This window comes from Acidiphilium cryptum JF-5 (assembly GCF_000016725.1).
Classification (GTDB): domain Bacteria; phylum Pseudomonadota; class Alphaproteobacteria; order Acetobacterales; family Acetobacteraceae; genus Acidiphilium; species Acidiphilium multivorum.
Genome location: NC_009484.1, coordinates 3,100,508 through 3,120,167 on the forward strand (window position 1 = coordinate 3,100,508; position 19,660 = coordinate 3,120,167).

Consider the following 19,660-nt stretch of genomic DNA (forward strand, 5'->3'; position numbering starts at 1 on the left):
CCATCCTGTCAGATCGCGACGCAGGCCTACCCCGGTCTGCTGCGGTGCGTCAACTCGATAAATTAATAAATGAAATGATCGAACGGACTGTGCTTTCGGAAAATTGCGTAGAATCAGTCAATCTTGATCTGATCGTATGCGTGTTGCGCTGATCTGCCAGTTTCTGATGGCGGAACCAGGTCGCTTGGCGTTTCGTATAGGCTGCGGTGGCGGCGATGGCGCGGGACGCCGCCTCGTCGAGGCTGATCGCGCCGGCGAGATGCGCCAGCAATTCCGGCACACCGTGGGCGCGCAGGCCGGGCAGCGCGGGATCGGGGGCGCGGGCTGCGACGGCGGCCACTTCCGCCAGCGCGCCGGCGGCGAGCATCGCTTCGAAGCGCGCCGCGATCGCCTCGCGCAGCGCGGGGCGCGGCGGGTCGAGCAGCAGCAGCATGACGCGATATCCGGCGAGCCCGGCGCGCGGCGCGGCATGCCAGGCGGCGAGGCCGCGCCCGGTGCCGAGCAGCACCTCGGCGGCGCGGGCGAGGCGCTGGGGATCGCTCGGCCGCAGCTTCGTTGCGGTTGCCGGGTCGCGCGCCGCAAGCCAGGCGTGCAGCGCGGCCGGTCCATCCGCCGCGAGCATCCGCCGCGCTTCCGCCCGTGCGTTCGGCCCCGGATCGGGGATCGGCGCGATGCCGTTGACCAGCGACGAGAGATACATGCCGGTGCCGCCGCACAGGATCGGCAGCTCGGCCGCTGCCAACTCGGCCAGCGCCCGGCCGCGCCACCAGGCGGCATCGACCGCCTCTTCCAGCCGGCGCACGCCGTAGAGGCGGTGCGGCGCCGCCGCCTCGTCCGCGGGCGTGGGGCGGGCTGTGATGATCCGCCAGTCGGCATAGCATTGCATCGCGTCGGCATTGATGATCGTGCCGCCGAAGCGTTGCGCGGCGGCGAGGGCGAGGGCCGACTTGCCGGAGGCGGTGGGCCCGGCGACGATCAGCAGCGGCCTTGCCGGCGGGGCGGAACATGCTCTAGGCGACTGGGTCATGAAATTCGTTCTGGTGCTGGTCGCGGCGCGCGACAAGGTGACGTTGACCGACACGATGGTGGCCCGCGTGCGCGAGCTGGCCGCCGGCGGCCCGCCGGTGTGGCTTTCGCCAGGCGAGGCCGCCGAAATTCCCTGCATGAATCCGCCAGACTTCGCCCTGGTGCGCGCGGCGATCGACAATGCGCCGGTGGACGTGATGTGCGTCAGGGATCGCGGGCGGCGCAAGGCCGTGCTGGTCGCGGACATGGACAGCACGATCGTGACCTCGGAAACGCTCGACGAGCTGGCCGCCGAGGCGGGGGTGGGCGAGCGCGTCGCCGCGATCACCGCACGGTCGATGGCGGGGGAGCTGGATTTCGCCGATGCGCTGCGCGAGCGCGTCGCCCTGCTGGAGGGGCTCGATGTCGCGGCACTCGAGCGCACCTGGCGGCGCACCGCGATCATGCCGGGGGCGCGAGAGCTGGTGGCCACCATGCGCGCGCATGGCGCGGTGACGGCGCTGGTCTCGGGCGGGTTCACCTGGTTTACCAGCCGGGTGGCGGCGGAGGTCGGGTTCGACACGCATCGCGCCAACGAGTTGCTCGATGACGGAACCCGGCTGATCGGCCGCGTTGCCGAGCCGGTGCTGGACCGCGACGCCAAGCGCACGGCGCTGCACGAGCTGGCGGCGACGCGCGGGGTGAAGCTGTCGGCGACGCTGGCGGTGGGCGACGGGGCGAACGATCTCGCGATGATCGCCGATGCCGGGCTGGGAGTGGCGTATCACGCGAAGCCGATCCTCGCCGAGGCGGCGCCGGTGCGCATCGAGCATGGCGACCTGCGCGCACTGCTCTTCGCCCAGGGCTATCCGGCCGCGTCGTTCAGGGAGTGAGGCCGAGACGCGGGCGCTCGATCAGCGGGCAGCGGTTCATGACCACGACGAGCCCGGCGGCGCGGGCGAGGGCGGCGGCGCCCTCGTTCACCACGCCGAGTTGCATCCAGATCGTCTTCGCCCCCAGCCGGATCGCGTCGCGCACCGCCGGCAGCACCCGTTCTGAGGCGCGGAACAGCTCGACCATGTCGAGCGGCGTCGCATCGTCGAGCGAGGCGGCGACCTCCCGCCCGTGCAGCCTGGTGCCGGCAAGGCCGGGATTGACCGGGGTGACGTCGTAGCCGAGGCGGAGCAGCGCGCCGAGCACCTCGTTCGAGGGGCGGGCCGGGTTGGCCGAGGCGCCGACCAGCGCGATCCGCCGCGTGGTGGTCAGTATGCGCGCGATCGTCGTGTCGTCGAGCCCGTCGATGTTCATGAGCCGCCTCTGGCCTGCCGGTGGAGCCTCCTGTAAGCGCATGGGCCATGCGCACCGCAAGACCCTATCTGATCTTTCTGCTCGGCCTGCTGAGCGTTGCCGCATGGTATCTGCCGAACCGGCCGCGTGCCGGCGGCGTCGTCATGCCGGATGCGCGGTTCAACTCGGTGTCCTACGCGCCGTTCCGCAACGGCCAGTCGCCGCTGACGAAAACCTTCTCCTCGGCCGCCGAGGTGGAGCAGGACCTGCGCCTGATCGCGCGGCACGCGCGCGGCATCCGCACCTATTCCTCGATCGAGGGCGATTTCGACATCGGCGCGCTGGCGAAGCGGGCGGGGCTGAAGGTCTGGGCCGGGATCTGGCTCGGGCCGAACCCGAAGGACAATGCGCGGGAGATGGCGGCCGGGATCGCCGCGGCGAACGCGCATCCGCACACGATCACCCGCGTCGTCGTCGGCAACGAGGTGCTGCTCAGGCGCGACCTCTCGGTGGGCGAACTGATCCGCGATATCGACCATGTGCGCGCCCGGGTGAAGCAGCCGGTCGCCTATGCCGATGTCGCGAGCTTCTGGTTCGAATTCCCGCAGGTGGCGAAGCATGTCGACGTCGTGATGATCCATCTGCTGCCCTACTGGCAGAACCACCCGGTGGGGGTGAACGCCGCGATCGCGCGGATCGGCCGGACCATCCGCAAGGCCGAGCGCGTCTTTCCGGGCAAGACGATCTCGGTGGGGGAGACCGGCTGGCCGAGCCGGGGGCGCTGGCGGGCGGATGCCGCGCCCTCGCGGGTCAACGAGGCGATCTTTCTGCGCCGCTTCGTCAGCCTCGCCGATCGCGAGCATGTCGACTACAACCTGATCGAGGCGTTCGACCAGCACTGGAAATACCACGACGAGGGGATCGCCGGCGCCAACTGGGGCATCTGGTCCGCAGGACGCCGGCCGAAATTCCCCCTTGAAGGTCCGGTGGTGGAGATGCCGCATTGGCCGCTTTATGCCGGTGCCGCGATCGCGCTGTCGGTGATCCTCGCGCTTATCGGCGGGATGGCGGGTGTCTCCGGCGTGGCGCTCGCTTTCGGCCTTGGCAATGCGCTCGTCTACGCCTGGGCGATCACCCATCACGTGCTGTACGACGAGTCCCTGATGATCTGCGCCGCGATCAATCTGCCGGCACAGGGTCTGCTCGCCCTTGCCGCTCTGCGCGTTGCCTCACGCGGCAAGGGGCGGCGGCCGCTGGATGGAGCAGCAACGGTGTTGCTCCTGCGCGCGAGCCTGTTCGGCAAGGCTAGCCCCCGCGACTGGGGCAAAGGCCTCTTCGAACATCTCTGGTTCCTGTTCGTGGTGACCGCGGTCATCGTCCAGGCGGGGCTCGTGTTCGATCCGCGTTATCGTGACGCGCCGTTCCCTGTCTTTGCCGTGCCGATCGCAATCGCCGTCTGGCGACTGGCGGTGGCCGACCGGCCGGCCATGCGCAGTTGGCGCGACTGGCTGCCCAGCGTCCTGCTGGTCGCCGGCGCCGTGGCAAGCGCCGTGATTTCCGGCCCGCTCAACCTCGAATTCATGCTGTGGAATGCGCTGGTGCTGGTGCTGGCGGCGCCTGCCGTTCTGGCGCTTGTCAAAAGGCAACGGGCCGGCTGATCAGGCCCGTTCCGTCAGCGCATCGCCAGGCTTTCGTTGCTCGGTGGAATGATGAAGCAGGACTGATGAGCGCGTCTCATCGCGCTGCAGACCAGATTCGCATCGTTATGGTCGAGGCCGGCAATCTGAGCGCGCCAGATCCGGTGCCGGTGCACCACGGCGCTGCCAACCCTAGCGATGCCGACCTTGCGCTCGCCGCGTATGGTCAGGGCCTGCCTCTTGGCGAGGATGTAGCTGTCATAGGCGCCAACCTGGGCGGTCCACCCCGGGATCATGTCGCGCGTGACATGGCCGACCGAACGCGCAACGATCATGTGAACAGGAGCGGTTCTGCTTCGGCTCGCCACGAGCACGGGCGCCGCGGCCGGCTGGCGCACCGGGGGCGGAGGCATTGCGGCGCGAGGCTGTGGTGACGTGGCAGTTGCGATGACGGTCGTCGGCGCACCGCTTTCGGCTGCGAAGCCGGCATCAAGCAGCTGGGTCATGCGATTGTAAGCAACGATCCAGGACGGGGCGTGCATCTCCACGCCAATCAGCATGTGACCGTTGCGCACCGCGGCGGTGACGAGGTTGAACCGCGCGAGGTCCGTATAGCCCGTCTTCATGCCGATGGCGCCGTTGTAGCGCTTGAGCATGCCATCGATATTGGGGATCGTGCGGCCTTCGAAGCGGAAGCTCGGCACGGAGAAAAGATAGCGATATTGCGGATAGTCCAGCAGCAGGTGACGGGCGAGAATCGCCATGTCGTAGGCGTCGGTCACCTGGTTCGGATTGGGTAGGCCGGATGGGTTGCGGAACTCGCTCCGCTCCATGCCGAGAGCGTGGGCGCGCGCTGTCATCTCGGCGGCAACGCGCCGGATGCTGCCGCCGCCGAGGTACTGTCCGAGCGCCGTTGCCGCGTCATTGGCGGAGAGGGTCGTCATGCCCAGCATTGCCTGCATGACCGTTACGGTCTGCCCCGCCACAAGATTCAGCTTCACAGGCTGCACTGACGCTGCCGCTGGACTCACCGGAAGCGGGGTATTGGCGTTCAGGCGGCCGTGGCTGAGTGCGTGGAAAGCGAGATCCAGCGTCATCAACTTGGTCAGGCTGGCCGGGAAACGCTCGTTATATGCGTTGTGCTCGGAGAGGATGCGGCCGGTTGCCGCGTCCATCACGATCCAGTCAATCCCGGGCGCAAGCGGCCCCGAGGCGGCCGGAGAGGCAATGCCCCCAAGGCGTTCATGTATGCGCACGACATGTCGATACTGTTGATGCAGATTAGCCTGCGCAGCTTGAGGTGCGGCCAGCGCCGCGCCCATCAAGCCGCCTGCCGCGAGTACCGAGCCGCGCCGCAGGATGTTCACAATCCAGCCTTGCAATTCGGCCAAACGCATACGGTCCCCCAAACATGAACGAAGCCTCATAAGACGGATAGGATGAAATGTCGGCGCTGTCCAGTTCAAAAATAGAAATTAACAAAAAAGCCAAAGGGTTAATGGGATATCCTCCTGCGCTCCGTGTTTGTGGGAGCGGTCGGCGCCGTGAGGCTTAACCGCAGTGTCATTGTGCGTTGCACAAAAAGCATTGACTTACCCTCGCGGCAGGCTTAAATCGGCCATGTTGCACTGCACTATAAAACGTGGGTGCAAGGAATTTGGCGGTCGTTTTTCTCCCTTGCGACGAAAGCAACGACGGCCAAGGCTGGTGCGCGGGCGCATCGGCATCGTTGCAACGGACACACGAGGAGTAACTAGGATGAGCACAAAGATCAAAGCGACCGAGACGGTGCAGCAGGCGGCCGAAGCCACTGTTGAGGCCACCAAGGCCCAGGTTGCCGCCGGGTTCGAAAAGACCCTGACGTCGATGAAGGAAGGCATGGAAAACGCCGCGAAGGGTTTCGAGGCCCAGCAGGCGAAGGTCAAGGAGCAGATGGCGAAGGCGATGAAGACGACAGAAGAGATGATGGCGTTCAGCCAGGGCAATTTCGAGGCGATGGTAAAGGCCGGCCAGATCTTCACTGCGGGTCTGCAGGGCATTTCGAAGCAGATTGCCAGCACCACCCAGGCCTCTGTCGAGGAGACCGTGGCAATGACGAAGGCGCTCGGCGGCGTGAAGTCGGTGAAGGAAGCCGTCGATCTCCAGACCGGTTATGCCCGTGCGATGATGGAAAAGGCGGTCGCCGAGACCGGCCGGATCACCGATGCGTCGCTCAAGCTCACCGAGCAGACCATCGCGCCGCTCACTGCGCGTGTCACTCTCGCCGTCGAGAAGTTCGGCGCGGCGATCTGAAGCGGAAGGGCGGTTTCACCGCCTGACGGATGAATGATAAGCGGACGGGTCGGATTCCGGTCCGTCCGTCGCCATTTGCAGATTTGCACGCGGGTCGGGTGCAAGTCGACGGTTCTGCATGACAGCGACCGCAATCGCATTTATGGGGCCATCGGCATGGACGATTTTGACGGCCAGGACGGTATGGATCCGGTTTTCGCCACGCAGGCGCGCGCTCGTGCGAAGAGACCACCGCTTTACCGCGTGATGATGTTCAACGATGACTACACGCCGATGGAATTCGTGGTCGCAACGCTGGTCGGGCTGTTTGGCAAGACGACCGATGAGGCGGGACGGATCGCGTTGCGGATCCATCGCCGCGGTGTCGGCGTTTGCGGCATTTTCACCTACGAGATCGCGGAAACCAAGATGATCCAGGTTCTGGAACTCGCCCGCGAGAACCAACACCCGCTGCAATGCATGATCGAACCGGCCTGACAGGGACGCCGCCTGTCGCTGTACGATTGGTGACCGCGCGGCTTCGTCTCGCGCCGCTCGCCATCGCCGATGCTGCGGAACTCGCGGCCGTTACCGACCATCCGATCATTACCGGACGCATCGATTTTCTCTCCTCGCCCTTCGGCCCCGCGCAAGCGCGGGCGTTGATCGAATCCGCCCCGGGATTTCATGGCATCCGCCTTGCCGCCGACGGGCAGCTGATCGGCCTGCTCGGCGCGCACCGCGGGCCGACGGATGGCGGCGGTTCCGCGATCGAGATCGGCTACTGGATTGGTCCTGCGTTCCAGCGCTGTGGCTATGCGCGCGAGGCTTTGACGGCGATGCTGCGGGCATTGCACGGAGAGATCGTCTTCGCCGAATGCCATCCGGCCAACATCCCGTCCTGGTCGTTGTTGCGTGCAGTGGGCTTCGAGCCCACCGGCCGCGCCGGAAAGCGCGAGGGCAGGGAGAGACTCTCCTACGTGCCGCCGGCATGAATACATGCTGGCCCTCGGCCGCAAAAGCCGGTATAAGAGAATCACGGCGCTTTTCGGTTCTGGTTGCTGCGTGCGTTACGGCGTTACCGCCTTCGACACCTCCCCAAGTTGAAGAGTTTGCTGGCCCTCATTTCGTGGGCTGCCGTTTGTTTGGAGAGTCGCGATGTCGACAGGTACTGTTAAGTGGTTCAACGCAACCAAGGGCTATGGCTTCATCCAGCCGGATGACGGGTCGAAGGACGTGTTCGTGCATATTTCTGCCGTCGAGCGTGCCGGCCTGGGCCGCATCGATGAGGGCCAGCGCCTTGAATTCGAGGTCCGCAAGGGCCGCGAGGGCAAGATGTCCGCCGAGAACCTGAAGGCGGCTTGAACCCAGCCTGTCTCGGAAAAGGCGCCGTGAAAGCGGCGCCTTTTTTCATGTCTGCTGCTCAGCGCAGCGTCACGGTTCCGTAAGCCAGCGTCTTGAACGTATGGTCTTTCGGGTGACCGAGAACCTCGATCTTCCCCTCGCCGTACAGCGTGATGTTGGCGCTTTCGCGCGCGAACACCCTCATGTTGCCCTGCCCCCGCACCAAGACCGTCACGTTGGCCGCCCGCAGCTGGCTGGCATCGATCGACGCGACTCCGCGTGAAATCATCCGGAATTTGCCCACTTCGCCCGAGAGGGTGGCCGCAGTGGCGCCGTCATTGATGAAGTCGAACGTTTGGCCGGACAGGTTCCGCACGTCCGCCCGCACGAGTCCTTTCGTCGTAAGCGCGGCGAGCGAGGGGGCGGTGATGATGACATCCACGGTCTCGTTCTTCGGCAAGTCGAGCGCGCTGGGGCGATCGATGTCCAGCACGCCCCGTTTCACAGACACGCTCAGATTTTCCACGAGATAGGGATCGCCGCTCAGCTTCACCGAGCGTGTTTCCCCTCGGGTGAAGTTGAGACGAAAACGGCCGTGCAGGACGATCGCATCGAACCGGCCGACATGCTCGCTCACCGTCCGCGTCGGCATCGCAGCGTTCCCGCTCGCCGCAATCAGCGGCGCTGCCACGAAAACGCCAGCCAGGAATCCGCGCAGCTTCATCCGCCGATCCTCCCGGAGCAAGCCTATCGGCTTTTCGCGCCGTCGGGCAAGCATGGCGTGGGCGCCCGGCGGATCATCCGCCCCGGCGGATGATCCCGGTGCCGAATTTCGCGCGCAACCGCTCGACGGCATCCTCGCGGGCGGCGCGGCGCGGCGTTTCCTGATCGACCAGATCTCCGCGGTCGGCCTCGGCGGCATCGGTGAGCCGTGCGGCGCCGATCCCGATCAGCCGGTAGCGCGGGCCGGCGGCGCGCATCAGGACCGGTTTCGCCGCCTCGAAGATCGTTTCGGCCAGCTGTGTGGGAGCGGTCAGCCGCACCGCATGGGTATGCGTCTCGAAACGGGCGGTCTTGAGCTTGAGCACGAGCCCGGCGGCGGCGAAGCCCTCGGCGCGCAGCCGCCGGGCGAGTTTCTCGCAGAGCGGAAACAGGACGCGGGCGAGGGATGCCGCATCGTCGATATCCTCGGCGAAGGTCGTCTCTGCACTGATCGACTTCGTCGCCCGCGCGGGGTCGATCGGGCGGGGATCGATGCCGCGGGCGCGCGCGGCCAGCATCGGCCCGTCCTCCCCGAGCCGGGCGCGGGCGGCGCGATCGTTGAGGGCGGCGAGCTGGCCGACCCGCGTGATCCCCATGCCGGCGAGTTTGCGCGCCAGTGCCGGGCCGACGCCGGGGAGAATGCCGACCGGCTCCGGCGCCAGCACCGCCGCTGCCTCCGCTCCCAGCACGGCGAAGCCGCGCGGCTTGTCCCGCTCGGCGGCGAGTTTCGCCAGCAGCCGGTTGGCGGCAAGGCCGATCGACACCGTCACCCCCACCTCCGCCTCGACCTGCCGGGCGAAGCGGCTCAGCACGACCGCGGGCGGCGCCCTGTGCAGCGCCGCGGTGCCGGAGAGGTCGAGCGCCGCCTCGTCGATCGAGAGCGGCTGCACCAGCGGCGTCAGCGTCGCCATCAGGGCGCGGATCTCGGCCGCCGCCGCCGCGTATTTCCGCATCTCCGGAGCGATCACCACCGCGTCCGGGCAGAGTTTTCTGGCCTTGAACATCGGCATCGCCGAGCGCACGCCCGAGAGGCGGGCGATGTAGCAGCAGGCCGCCACCACGCCGCGCGTCCCGCCGCCGACGATGACCGGCTTGTCGGTCAACTCCGGCCGGTCACGCTTCTCCACGCTCGCATAGAAGGCGTCGCAGTCGACATGGGCGATGGCGAGGGTCGCGATCTCGTCATGCGCGACGAGGCGCCGCCCCTCGCATTGCGGGCAGGCGCCGGCGGCCTCGAAGATGGTATCGCAGTCGCGGCACAGGGTCGGCATGGCGAGCGCAGGAAACGCCTTATCGGCGCCGGGCGGAAGCGAAAAATCGCGTCAGATCGAGCGGACCAGATGCACCAGCCCCGACCATTGCTGGGCAACCCATCCGCCGCTCGCCATCGCCTCGGGTGCTTCGGGGTCGCCGGTCGGTGCGAAATCCTTCGAGAAATCGGCGGTGCCGAACAGCATGTCCCAGAACGGAAACACCGCCCCGTAATTGATCGAGCGTTCGCCGGCGGCGAGAATGCCGTGATGCGCGCGGTGAAACCGCGGCGAGACCAGCAGCCGCTCGCCGATCCGGCCGAAGGAGAGGCGGATATTGGCGTGGCTGAAGCTCTCGACAAAGCGCAGGATCAGCACGAGCAGCGGGAATTGCAGCGGCGGAATCCCGATCAGCAGCCCGACCGCCATGAACCAGAGAAAGCCGATCATCTCGTCGAGCACATGGTTGCGGTCGTCGGACCAGAAGGTCATCTGCCGCTGTGCGTGATGCACCGCATGCAGCGCATACCAGACACGGAAACGGTGCGAGAGCCGATGCCGCCAGTAATCGGCGAAGTCGAGGATCAGCGCGTAGAGCGCGAAGGTGATCACCGGATGGCCGAACAGCGGCGGGAAGATCGTCTCCAGCATCGGCGGCACATAGCCATGATCGGCGAGAAACCCGTCGAGCCGCACCTGTGCCGCGTAGAACAGCACGAAGGTCATCACCGGCAGCACGCCGACGCGGGCGAGAAAGGTGTAGAACACATCGACCAGCACCACCCGCCGGCTGTCCCACCGCTCGATCGGCATTGCCCGCTCCAGCGGCACGCAGACCGCATAGGCCAGCAGCATCTGCGTCACGCCATAGATCGCGACCAGCGTCCAGCCGAATGAGAGTTCGCTCCACTGCATCAGCCCGAACCGGTAGAGCAGCGGCAGCACCGCCACCTGCTCCACCCAGCCGGCCAGATCGTTGAACGGATGGGCCGGCAGCATGCTCAGGCCAGGCGCATCGCCGTGCGGGCGGCGGTGTCGGTCAGCAGGGTCGAGAGATAGATCCCGTGCGGCGAGCGGCCGACCGTGATGTGGTCCACAGCACCGCTCGTCGGGTCGAGCACGGCGACGCGGGAGGCGAAGCGCAGCGCGATCCACAGCCGTCCGTCCGGTGCGAAGCATAGATCGTCCGGCCCGCCCGGCATCGGAATCCGCCGCTTGAAGCCGAGGCTCTTCGCGTCCAGCACGGTGAGCGAGCCGGCGACGCGGTTGGTGACGTAGAGTTCGCTGCGGTCCGGCGTGAGGAAGATGTTGTGCGCGCCCTTGTCGGTCAGCACGGTGCGCAGCAGCTTGCCGTTCGCCGGATCGACCACGGCGAGATGATCGCTCCCCATGATCGCGACCAGCACGACGCCGTCATGCCACATCACCCCGGCCGGCGTCTTGCCGACCGGCGCCGTCCAGCGGACGCGCATGGTGGCGAGATCGATCGCGACCAGCGTGCCGGAATCCTGCATCGAGACGAAGACGGTGCGCGAATCCGGCGTGTAGCTCAGATGGCTCGGCATCGATCCGGCGCGGAAGCGGTGGGCGAGGGTCAGCGCGTCGGCATGGTAGATGTCGACATGGTTGAGCCGGAGGCAGTTCACGGTGAGGAATTTGCCGTCCGGGCTGAACCAGAGCTGGTAGGGATCGGGGATCAGCTTGTGGCCGCGTTCGCGCCCGGTTACGGGGTCGAAGAAGAACAGTGCATTGCCCGAAGCATCGGCGATCAGCAGCGTCTTGCGGTCCGGCGTCAGCGCCCAGTGGCCGGGTTCGCGCAGCGTCGGCTCGGTGTGGATCACCTTGCGCGTCGTCATGTCGATGACCGAGACGCGCGAGCCGCCCGAATCGAGCACGATGCAGATCGGCGGCGTCGGGCCGGCGGCGCGGGCAAAGGAAGGCGCCAGGCCGAGAAACGCCGGCGCGGCCAGCAGCGCGCGGCGGGAAAGCGGAAGCATGGTCATGCCGGGGCCGATCCTTCGTCGGGATTGATGAACACCGCCCGCGCCCATGTGAAGAACGTCAGGCTGGTCGTTGCGATCAAAGTATTATCTGTCAGAGATTGCACTGCGAAGGCGAGAAACACAAGGCGGATCAGCCGTCGCTGCCCCACCGGCAGCGCAGCGCTGCCCCGAAACAGCCACAGGCCGAGCAGGCCGAACAGCAGCAGCGCACCGGGCACGCCGCCCTCGCAGGCGATGCGCAGATATTCGTCATGCGCCGCGTTGGTGCCGAGGAAGCGGCCGATCGGCGAATGCAGCGGCACGATCACCTTGCCCGCGCCCACCCCCCAGCCGAGCCAGGGCGAGCGCGCCAGCGCCGCCTCGAAATAGGGCCAGATCAGGTTGCGGTTGGACAGGCTGGCGGCATCGCCCAGATGGATAAGGTCGATCACGCGGACGAAATGCAGCGCCGGCCCGGCAAGAAGCACGGCGCCGAACGCCGCGCCGCCCGTCGTCAGCAGGCCCAGCCGCGCTCGCATGCCGAAATCCGGCGCCTCGACCGAAAGCAGGGTGGCGAGCGTGGCGAAGGTGGCGAGCGCCAGCGGCGCGCGCGCGCCGCTGGCCAGCAGGATCAGGAAATTCGCGCCAATCCACGCCCATTCCCGCCGTCGGCCGCTGCCGGCGAAGGCGACCAGCCCGGCATAGATGGCGATCATCGCGAACCCGCCGAGAAAGGCGGGCGAGCTCGAGGCCTGCAGTCGGATCGCGCCGAGCTGAACGCCATAGAGCGCCCGCAGGCCGGCCGCGTGCAGCAGCAGGCCGAAGGCCACGGTCACCGCCGGGCCGATGATGGTGCAGCGGATGATCGCCGCGCGCATCCGCGCCTCCGCCCGCATGAAGCCGGCGGCGAACGGCGCCGCAGAGCCGACCAGCGAGCGCAGCGAGGCGAGCGGCGTCAGCCCCGGCCAAAGGCCGTGCACGAAGCCGCCGACAAACATGACGAGGAAGGCGAAGCCGGGATTGTAGCGGTCGAACCGGCTCCCGCGGCGCAGCGCGGCCAGCCCGATGATCGCCAGCCCCGTAACCTTGAGCAGGGCGATGATCGTCTCGTGATGGCCGATCATGTCCGATAGCCACATCTCGGGCGTGGTCGCGACCAGGATCAGCCAGGCGGCCATCGCCCCTTCCGGCCAGGCGAGCGCCGCGGCCCCGGCCAGGCCGAGCGCCAGAAGGCCCTGCAAGGGGCCGATTGCCTGCGGCACGAGGAGCAAAAGCGCCGATCCCGCCACAAGGGCGGCGGCCACGGCGAGCATCGCCCCTCCGCGCGCGATGCCGCCGGTCACGGCACGGCGATGATCGTGTAGTGCTCGTCCGGCCCGGCCTCGGCGGCAGAGGCGGCAAACCCGGCGGCGGCGAGGAGAGTCAGCGCCTCCGCCGCTGCCATCCGCCGCGCCATCGGCGCGCCGACCGCCCCGGGCCCCGCCGGGTCGTATTCGGCGATGAACAGCGCGCCGCCGGGCTTCATCGCGGTGCGGATCGCGCGCAACGCCGCATCCTTCTCCTGCATATGATGCAGCGCATCGGTCAGCATCACCCGGTCCGGCGCCGCGGGCAGCGCTGCCAGCGCCTCGGCCCGCCCCACGATCGTCTCCAGGGCAAGGCCGCGCCGCGCCGCCTCGGCGGCGGCATAGGCAAGGGATGCGGAATCCGGGTCCATCGCCAGCACGCGCGCGCCGAGAGCCGCGTATTCGAGGGCGAGCGCACCGGTGCCCGCGCCGATATCGAGCACGGTCATGCCGGCGGCAAGGCCAACCCGCGCCGCCCAGATTGCGGCGAGATGCCGCTTCTCCGCCTGCCGCGCGACGAGCCGTTCGAGCCGTGCCGCATCCGCCCCGGGTTGATTTTCCGCCTGCATCGGCCAACCCTAGCCCAAGCCAAGGGATCGACAAACCGAAATGATTCTCCACGCCTCAACGACCGGCACAGGCCCGGATGTCATTCTGCTGCACGGGCTGTTCGGCGCCGGGCGCAATCTCGGCGTCATCGCCCGTGGGCTCGCGGCGCAGTTCCGCGTCACCACGCTCGATGCCCGCAACCATGGCGACAGCCCGCACGATGCGGACATGCGCTACCGGGTCATGGCGGAGGATGTCGCCGAGACGATGGAGTCGCTCGGCATCGCCTCGGCCGGCGTGGTCGGGCACTCGATGGGCGGCAAGACGGCGATGACGCTGGCGCTCACCCATCCCGGCCGCGTCACCCGCCTCGCCGTGCTCGATATCGCGCCGATCGCCTATGGTCACGAGCATCTGGGCTATGTCCGGGCGATGCGCGGCCTCGCGCTGCATCCGGGGCTGACGCGGCAGGAGGCGGACGCTGCCCTCGCCGCCAGCGTGCCGGAGCCGGCCTTGCGCGGATTCCTGCTGCACAATCTCGTGCTCGGCGCGGCGCCGCGCTGGCGCCTCGGCCTTGAGGAAATCGCCGGCGCGATGACCGATCTGGTCGGCTGGGCGGATCCGGCGCCCGGTGCGCGCTACGATGGCCCGGCGCTGTTCGTCGCGGGGGCGACATCGTCCTACGTGCCGCTGGAAGCGCATGGGGCGATCCGTGCCCGCTTCCCGCAGGCCCGCATCGAGACGATCGCCGATGCCGGCCACTGGCTCCACGCCGAGAAGCCGCGCGAGGTACTCGCGGCGATCGAGCCCTTCCTGCGCGGCTAGGGGGGCGCTGCGCTAGATCCGCAACCCGCCCATGGCGCAGAGATGCGCCCAGTGCTCCGGGCTGACCGGGCCGACCGACAGGCGCGACAGGCGCACCAGTGCGAGGTCCGCCAGCGCCGGATCGGCCTTGATCGCGGCAAGGCCGACCGGATGCGGCATCGGCGCGATGGCCTTCATATCCACGGCCACCCAGTCGCCCGACTCGGCGGTCGGGTCCGGATAGGCCTCCCGCACCACCTCGACCACGCCGACGATCTCGCGACCGATATTGGAGTGGTAGAAGAAGGCGCGGTCGCCCACGCGCATCGCCTTCAGGTTGTTCCTGGCGGCGTGGTTGCGCACGCCGGTCCAGGGTTCGACGCCGTTGGCCACCTGCTGGTCCCAGGAGAACGCGTCCGGCTCGGACTTGACCAGCCAGTAGTTCACGGCGTCAGCGTGCCGTCGCGCACCACCGTGCGGAAGCCCTGGATCTCGACCGCGCCGAACAGCCCGGCCTTGCTATAGGGGTCGTTCGCGACCAGCGCCTCGGCCGCCGCGCGGTCCGCCGCCTCGTAGACGATCATCGAGCCGCAAGGATTGCCGTCCGCCCCCAGCATCGGGCCGCCGAAGACGATGCTCGACTTTATGCTTTCGAGGTAGGCAAGATGCTCCGGGCGCACCTGCTTGCGCAGGGCAAGACCGTCTTCCCGGTCATGGGCGATCAGGAGGAACTGCATGGGATGGCTCCATTCTGGCGTTTTCTCTGCCTCCCAGCATAGCGGCGGATCGCTCTGCGCCAAGATGTGATCGCGGGAACCGGGTGCGTGCGAGGGCGGGGGGTGTCAAAAATTCAAATTCGTATTAGACAATCTATCAATGGACCGTTCAGCAATTACGGAATACGCGGGAGACGTGCCAGGCGGCGCGATCGCCGTTCCGACGTCGAAAACCGGGGCCTGGCTGCATCGTTTCGCCAATCCCGGCCGTTTCCAGCGCCTGGTGCAGCCCATCATCCCCTGGATCGGCTGGACGGCGCTGCTGACCTGCACGATCGGACTCGTCTGGGGCTTCTTCTTCGCCCCGGCCGACTGGCAGCAGGGTATAGCCTCGCGCATCATGTATGTTCACGTCCCGGCGGCCTGGGTCGCGATGAACGGTTACGCCGCGCTGGCGATCTGCTCGCTGCTCTCGATCGTATGGCGGCATCCGCTCGCCGATATCGCGGCGAAGGAGATGGGCCCGGTCGGCGCCGGCTTCACCGCGCTCTGCCTGATCAGCGGGTCGCTCTGGGGCGAGCCTGAATGGGGCACGTACTGGGTGTGGGATGCACGGCTGACCTCGGTGCTGATCCTGTTTTTCCTCTATCTCGGCCACATGGCGCTGATCCGCGCGTTCGACAATCCGCAGCACGGCTATCGTGCGGCCGCGATCCTCGGCCTGGTCGGCGCGATCAACCTGCCGATCATCGTGTTCAGCGTCTATTGGTGGAATTCGCTCCACCAGGGCAACTCGATCACCCTGACCGGCCCCTCCAAGATCTACATCACCATGCTCTATCCGCTGCTGATCTGCACGGTCGGCTTCTATCTGGCCTTCATCGCGATGTCGCTCGCGCGGATTTCGAGCGGAATCATGGAGAACCGCACGCGGGCCCTGCTGCTCGCACGCGCGGAGCGCTCCGGGAACTGAAGACATGGTCAAGCATACGATGCCCTACGTGGTCGGCAGCTACGGCGTCGCCCTCCTCATCATCGGGTTTCTCTCGATCTCCTCGTTCTTCCGCTATCGCTCGGCGCGGCGCAGGCTCGCCGCGGTCGAGCCGCGTCGGCACGAGAAATCCGGGAGTGCCGTGTGATGATGAGCCGCAAGAAGCGCCGCCTCTGGATCGTGATCGCCTGCGGCATCGGCCTGTCCACCGCGGTGGCGCTGATGCTGTTCGCCTTCCGCTCCAGCCTGTCCTTCTTCATGTCGCCCGAGCAGGTCGCCGCCCGCCATCCGCCTCCGGGCCGTGTCTTCCGCCTTGGCGGCATCGTGCAGGCGAATACCGTGGTGATGGGCACGCGCAACGGCGCGCCCTACACCACATTCCGCATCACCGATGGCCGCGCTTCGATCCCTGTGGTCTATACCGGCGTATTGCCGGGCCTGTTCCGTCAGGGGCAGGGCGTGGTCACGATTGGCGCGATGGCCAAGGGTGACAGCGAGTTCATGGCCTCTACCGTGCTGGCCAAACATGGCGCCGACTACATGCCGCGCGATGTCGAGATGGCGCTGCGCAAGGCCGGCAAGTGGAATCCGAAATTCGGGCCGCCGCCCAATGCCGGCGCCTGGGATGACAAGTCGCCGGCGCAGATCGAGGCATCCAACAATGGCTGAGCGGACGGGAGAGACCGGAGAATGATTCCCACCCTGGGCAATTTCGCGCTCGCGCTGGCACTGGCCATTGCCGTCGCACAATCGGTCATCGGTATCGCCGGTCCAATGCTGCGCGACCGATTGATCCTCCGCACCGCGCCCGCACTGGCGATCAGCCAGTTCGTGATGCTCGGCCTCTCCTTCCTCGCCCTGGTGTGGGCCGGGGTCGTGTCGGATTTCACGGTTCGCAACGTTGCCGAATACTCGTCGTCGACAACGCCGCTCCTTTACCGGATCACCGGCACCTGGGGGAACCATGACGGGTCGATCCTGCTCTGGTGCCTGATCCTGTCGCTCTGCGGCGCGACCGTCGGCGCGTTCGGCAACAGCATCCCGACCAGCCTGCGCTCGCGCGTGCTCGGCGTGCTCGGCCTGATCTCGGCAGGCTTCATGGCGTTCGTCATCGCCGTCTCCAACCCGTTCGCGCGGATCTGGCCGCCGCCGCTGCATGGCGCGGGCGTCAACCCGATCCTGCAGGATCCTGGCCTCGCCGTTCATCCGCCGATTCTCTACACCGGCTATGTCGGCTTCTCGATCGCCTTCGCCTTCGCCGTCGCCGCCCTCATCGAGGGGCGGGTGGACGCCGCCTGGGGGCGCTGGGTGCGGCCCTGGGCGCTGGTTTCCTGGCTGTTCCTCACCTGCGGCATCTGTTTCGGCTCGCTGTGGTCCTATTACACGCTGGGCTGGGGCGGGTACTGGTTCTGGGACCCGGTCGAGAACGTCGCGCTGCTGCCCTGGCTTACCGGCACGGCGCTGATCCATTCGGCCATCGTGGTCGAGAAGCGCGAAGCGCTGAAGACATGGTCGGTCCTGCTTGCGATCGCGACCTTCTCGCTCAGCCTCTGCGGCACCTTCCTCGTCCGCTCCGGCCTGCTGAACTCGGTGCATGCCTTCTCGGCCTCGCCGGCTCAGGGCCTGTTCATCCTCGTACTGCTGGCACTGACCATCGGCGGCTCGCTGCTGCTCTTCGCCTTCCGCGCTCCTGCGCTTGCGGCGAGCGGGGTTTTTGCGCCGGTCTCGCGTGAGGGCGCGCTGATCCTCAACAACATCTTCCTCTGCATCATCGCCGCGGTGGTGTTCACCGGAACGATGTATCCTCCGTTCCTCGACCTGCTCTTCAACCGGCAGATCTCGGTCGGCGCGCCGTTCTATGATCAGACGGTTCTGCCGCTCACCGCACCGCTGATCCTCGCGATGGCGGTAGGGCCGATGATGTCCTGGAAGCGCGCAGTCCTTCTGCCGGCTCTGACCAAGCTGTGGTTCGGCGCTGTGGTCGCGCTGATCGTTTTCGGCGCGTTCATCCTTCGAGGCCATTTCGTGGCGGCTCTCGGCCTCGCCGGCGCGGTCTGGGTGATGATCGGCGCGCTGATCGATCTCGCCGAGCGGGTCAGGCTGTTCCGCGTGCCGCTCCGCCAGTCCTTCGCGCGGCTGTTCACCATTCCCCGTGCCGCGATCGGCGCCTCGCTCGGGCATCTAGGCTTCGGCATCGCGGTGCTTGGCATCGCTGGCATGTCGCTGCAGGTGCATACGATCCGGGTACTCAACCCCGGCCAGTCGATCGATCTCGGCGGCTACAACTGGAAGCTGATTTCGATCGCGCCGGCCAAGGGGGCGAACTACGCGGCGCGGGAAGCCACCATCGAGGTGACGCGGAACGGCCATTTCGTCGAGATGATGCATCCCGAAACCCGCTTTTTCACGAACCAGAAGGTGAAAACGGTGGCCGCAGCGATCAGCACCAACGGTGTGCGCAACCTCTTTGCCACCTTCGCCGGTGACAACGACAGCGGTGGTGGCGAGTTCCGGTTCAACATCCATCCGCTGGCGCCGGAGATCTGGCTCGGAGGCCTCATCATGGCGCTTGGCGGCGCGATCTCCCTGACCGACCGTCGTTTCCGCGTCGGCGCCCCGGTGCGCAACAGGCTGCGCCGGCCGTCCGGCTCGGCCACGGTGTGATCCTGTCCGATGAGCGTCTCGCGCCGCATGCTGTTCGGTCTGCCGCTGCTCGTCGTGGGTGCAGGCGGCGTCGGCTTCTATGAACTGCTCCGCCGGATGAGGACCGGCAGTTACAATCCGCAAGCCTTCGACAATCCTCTGGTTGGCCATGATGTGCCGGATTTCACCCTGCCGGGCGTGAACGGCCGGAAGGGCTTCGACAAGCCGGTGCTCGCCGCCCAGAAGCGGCCGGTTCTGGTGAATTTCTTCGCGTCCTGGTGCGTGCCCTGCGCGGGTGAGGCGCCCTATCTCGACCGGCTGGCGAAGGCCGGCGTCGATATCTGGGGGATCGCCTATCAGGACAAGCCGGAGGCGATCGCCCTCTACCTCGCAAAATACGGCAATCCCTATGCGCGTCTCGCCACCGATCCCTCGGGGCGGACTGCCATCAACTGGGGCGTCTACGGTGTGCCGGAGAGTTTCCTGATCGCGCCGGGCGGCAAGGTGGTGTGGCATATCGCGGCGCCTCTGGTGCCTGAGATCATCGATGACCAGCTCCGGCCCGCCATGCAGAGGCTCACATGAGGCGTTGGCTCGTTCTGCTGTTCGCGGGACTCGTGCTCGCCTGTGGCACGGCGCTGGCTGCGCCGGCTTCGTCCTCGTCGGCGAGCGCCCATCCGACCAGCATCACGCGCGATGGCGTGAAGCTCACCTTCGCCCAGGAAGCCCGCGCGGAGGCAATCGGCAACAAGCTGCGCTGCCTGGTTTGCCAGAACGAGACGGTCGAGAATTCGCAGGCCGGGCTGGCCAAACAGTTCCGCACCATTATCCGCCGCCGCGTCGTCGCCGGAGACAGCAACCGCCAGATCATCGATTTCATGGTCAAGCGCTATGGAATCTACGTTCTGCTCAAGCCGCCCTTCCGGCCGGAGACCTGGCTGCTCTGGCTCTCGCCGGCCCTGGCCGCCCTGATCGGGCTGGCCGTTCTGCTCTTCGCGCGCCGCCGCCGGCGGGCAGCTCCCCCCCCATTGTCGCCGGAAGAGACCGACCGGCTGAAGGAACTCCTGTCTTGA

Annotated in this window: 24 protein-coding genes; 13 read left to right on the forward strand and 11 right to left on the reverse strand. The window is 67.2% G+C overall.

Features of this window, described 5'->3' with window-relative positions; genetic code table 11:
- Nucleotides 1-49: 49 nt before the first annotated feature.
- Nucleotides 50-1,027, reverse strand: coding sequence for a tRNA (adenosine(37)-N6)-dimethylallyltransferase MiaA (gene miaA, locus ACRY_RS16680; RefSeq protein WP_043509255.1), 978 nt, complete (start codon nt 1,025-1,027; stop codon nt 50-52).
- On the opposite strand from miaA, the gene serB reads away from it, so the two are divergent.
- Nucleotides 1,026-1,898 (forward strand): phosphoserine phosphatase SerB, encoded by an 873-nt coding sequence (gene serB / locus ACRY_RS16685; RefSeq protein WP_007422067.1) that lies wholly within the window; start codon nt 1,026-1,028, stop codon nt 1,896-1,898. The genes miaA and serB overlap by 2 nt on opposite strands.
- Here the strand turns inward: serB and ACRY_RS16690 are convergent.
- On the reverse strand, nt 1,888-2,313 hold the full coding sequence (locus tag ACRY_RS16690) for a CoA-binding protein (protein WP_013641063.1): 426 nt from the start codon (nt 2,311-2,313) through the stop codon (nt 1,888-1,890). The genes serB and ACRY_RS16690 overlap by 11 nt on opposite strands.
- 47 nt (nt 2,314-2,360) lie before the next feature.
- On the opposite strand from ACRY_RS16690, the gene ACRY_RS16695 reads away from it, so the two are divergent.
- Nucleotides 2,361-3,950, forward strand: coding sequence for a glycoside hydrolase (locus ACRY_RS16695; RefSeq protein ID WP_012040352.1), 1,590 nt, complete (start codon nt 2,361-2,363; stop codon nt 3,948-3,950).
- Between the two features lie 14 nt (nt 3,951-3,964).
- On the opposite strand, the gene ACRY_RS16700 is transcribed toward ACRY_RS16695, so the two are convergent.
- A complete protein-coding gene (locus tag ACRY_RS16700) occupies nt 3,965-5,326 on the reverse strand; it encodes a D-alanyl-D-alanine carboxypeptidase family protein (protein WP_012040353.1) in 1,362 nt (453 codons plus the stop codon).
- A 310-nt stretch (nt 5,327-5,636) separates the two neighbouring features.
- On the opposite strand from ACRY_RS16700, the gene ACRY_RS16705 reads away from it, so the two are divergent.
- The 4 genes from ACRY_RS16705 (at nt 5,637) to ACRY_RS16720 (ending at nt 7,565) form a co-directional block, all read left to right on the forward strand.
- Nucleotides 5,637-6,221, forward strand: a complete 585-nt coding sequence (locus ACRY_RS16705) for a phasin family protein (RefSeq protein WP_231295297.1) — start codon at nt 5,637-5,639, stop codon at nt 6,219-6,221.
- 156 nt (nt 6,222-6,377) lie between these two features.
- The gene (gene clpS / locus ACRY_RS16710) at nt 6,378-6,698 is read left to right on the forward strand and encodes an ATP-dependent Clp protease adapter ClpS (RefSeq protein WP_043509381.1); all 321 of its coding nucleotides are present in this window, start codon (nt 6,378-6,380) and stop codon (nt 6,696-6,698) included.
- 29 nt (nt 6,699-6,727) lie between these two features.
- Complete coding sequence (locus ACRY_RS16715) at nt 6,728-7,195, forward strand: GNAT family N-acetyltransferase (protein WP_043509382.1); 468 nt, start codon at nt 6,728-6,730, stop codon at nt 7,193-7,195.
- 163 nt (nt 7,196-7,358) lie between these two features.
- On the forward strand, nt 7,359-7,565 hold the full coding sequence (locus ACRY_RS16720) for a cold-shock protein (RefSeq protein WP_007422074.1): 207 nt from the start codon (nt 7,359-7,361) through the stop codon (nt 7,563-7,565).
- Between the two features lie 58 nt (nt 7,566-7,623).
- Here ACRY_RS16720 and ACRY_RS16725 read toward each other — a convergent pair whose 3' ends face one another.
- The 6 genes from ACRY_RS16725 to ACRY_RS16750 form a co-directional block, all read right to left on the reverse strand.
- Nucleotides 7,624-8,268 carry a head GIN domain-containing protein gene (locus tag ACRY_RS16725; RefSeq protein WP_012040357.1) on the reverse strand — a complete coding sequence of 215 codons (645 nt, stop codon included), beginning with the start codon at nt 8,266-8,268 and terminating at the stop codon, nt 7,624-7,626.
- 73 nt (nt 8,269-8,341) lie between these two features.
- Nucleotides 8,342-9,577, reverse strand: coding sequence for a DNA polymerase IV (locus ACRY_RS16730; protein WP_012040358.1), 1,236 nt, complete (start codon nt 9,575-9,577; stop codon nt 8,342-8,344).
- A 51-nt stretch (nt 9,578-9,628) separates the two neighbouring features.
- Complete coding sequence (locus tag ACRY_RS16735) at nt 9,629-10,555, reverse strand: sterol desaturase family protein (protein WP_007422077.1); 927 nt, start codon at nt 10,553-10,555, stop codon at nt 9,629-9,631.
- A gap of 2 nt (nt 10,556-10,557) precedes the next feature.
- Nucleotides 10,558-11,559, reverse strand: a complete 1,002-nt coding sequence (locus ACRY_RS16740; RefSeq protein WP_012040359.1) for a beta-propeller fold lactonase family protein — start codon at nt 11,557-11,559, stop codon at nt 10,558-10,560.
- Nucleotides 11,556-12,881, reverse strand: coding sequence for an O-antigen ligase family protein (locus tag ACRY_RS16745; RefSeq protein WP_013641071.1), 1,326 nt, complete (start codon nt 12,879-12,881; stop codon nt 11,556-11,558). The genes ACRY_RS16740 and ACRY_RS16745 overlap by 4 nt, the downstream gene beginning before the upstream one ends.
- Nucleotides 12,878-13,453, reverse strand: coding sequence for a class I SAM-dependent methyltransferase (locus ACRY_RS16750; RefSeq protein ID WP_012040361.1), 576 nt, complete (start codon nt 13,451-13,453; stop codon nt 12,878-12,880). Before ACRY_RS16750 ends, ACRY_RS16745 begins: the two co-directional genes overlap by 4 nt.
- Nucleotides 13,454-13,493: 40 nt before the next feature.
- Between ACRY_RS16750 and ACRY_RS16755 the strand changes: the two genes are divergently transcribed.
- A complete protein-coding gene (locus ACRY_RS16755) occupies nt 13,494-14,258 on the forward strand; it encodes an alpha/beta fold hydrolase (protein ID WP_012040362.1) in 765 nt (254 codons plus the stop codon).
- 12 nt (nt 14,259-14,270) lie between these two features.
- Here the strand turns inward: ACRY_RS16755 and ACRY_RS16760 are convergent, their stop codons facing one another.
- Nucleotides 14,271-14,684: an EVE domain-containing protein gene (locus ACRY_RS16760; protein ID WP_012040363.1), complete on the reverse strand. Its 414-nt coding sequence runs from the start codon at nt 14,682-14,684 to the stop codon at nt 14,271-14,273.
- Nucleotides 14,681-14,974 (reverse strand): YciI family protein, encoded by a 294-nt coding sequence (locus ACRY_RS16765; RefSeq protein WP_012040364.1) that lies wholly within the window; start codon nt 14,972-14,974, stop codon nt 14,681-14,683. Before ACRY_RS16765 ends, ACRY_RS16760 begins: the two co-directional genes overlap by 4 nt.
- Nucleotides 14,975-15,113: 139 nt before the next feature.
- Here ACRY_RS16765 and ACRY_RS16770 point away from each other — a divergent pair, with 139 nt between their 5' ends.
- Genes ACRY_RS16770 through ACRY_RS16790 form a run of 6 tightly spaced genes read left to right on the forward strand, consistent with a single transcriptional unit; the run spans nt 15,114 to nt 19,660 of the window.
- Complete coding sequence (locus ACRY_RS16770; protein WP_012040365.1) at nt 15,114-15,926, forward strand: heme ABC transporter permease; 813 nt, start codon at nt 15,114-15,116, stop codon at nt 15,924-15,926.
- 4 nt (nt 15,927-15,930) lie between these two features.
- Nucleotides 15,931-16,092 carry a heme exporter protein CcmD gene (ccmD, locus tag ACRY_RS19265; protein ID WP_013641075.1) on the forward strand — a complete coding sequence of 54 codons (162 nt, stop codon included), beginning with the start codon at nt 15,931-15,933 and terminating at the stop codon, nt 16,090-16,092.
- A complete protein-coding gene (gene ccmE, locus ACRY_RS16775; protein ID WP_007422085.1) occupies nt 16,092-16,613 on the forward strand; it encodes a cytochrome c maturation protein CcmE in 522 nt (173 codons plus the stop codon). Before ccmD ends, ccmE begins: the two co-directional genes overlap by 1 nt.
- A 21-nt stretch (nt 16,614-16,634) precedes the next feature.
- Nucleotides 16,635-18,608 (forward strand): heme lyase CcmF/NrfE family subunit, encoded by a 1,974-nt coding sequence (locus ACRY_RS16780; protein WP_007422086.1) that lies wholly within the window; start codon nt 16,635-16,637, stop codon nt 18,606-18,608.
- Between the two features lie 9 nt (nt 18,609-18,617).
- Entirely contained in the window at nt 18,618-19,172 is a 555-nt protein-coding gene (locus ACRY_RS16785) for a DsbE family thiol:disulfide interchange protein (protein WP_007422087.1), read from the forward strand.
- Nucleotides 19,169-19,660, forward strand: coding sequence for a cytochrome c-type biogenesis protein (locus ACRY_RS16790; protein WP_007422088.1), 492 nt, complete (start codon nt 19,169-19,171; stop codon nt 19,658-19,660). The genes ACRY_RS16785 and ACRY_RS16790 overlap by 4 nt, the downstream gene beginning before the upstream one ends.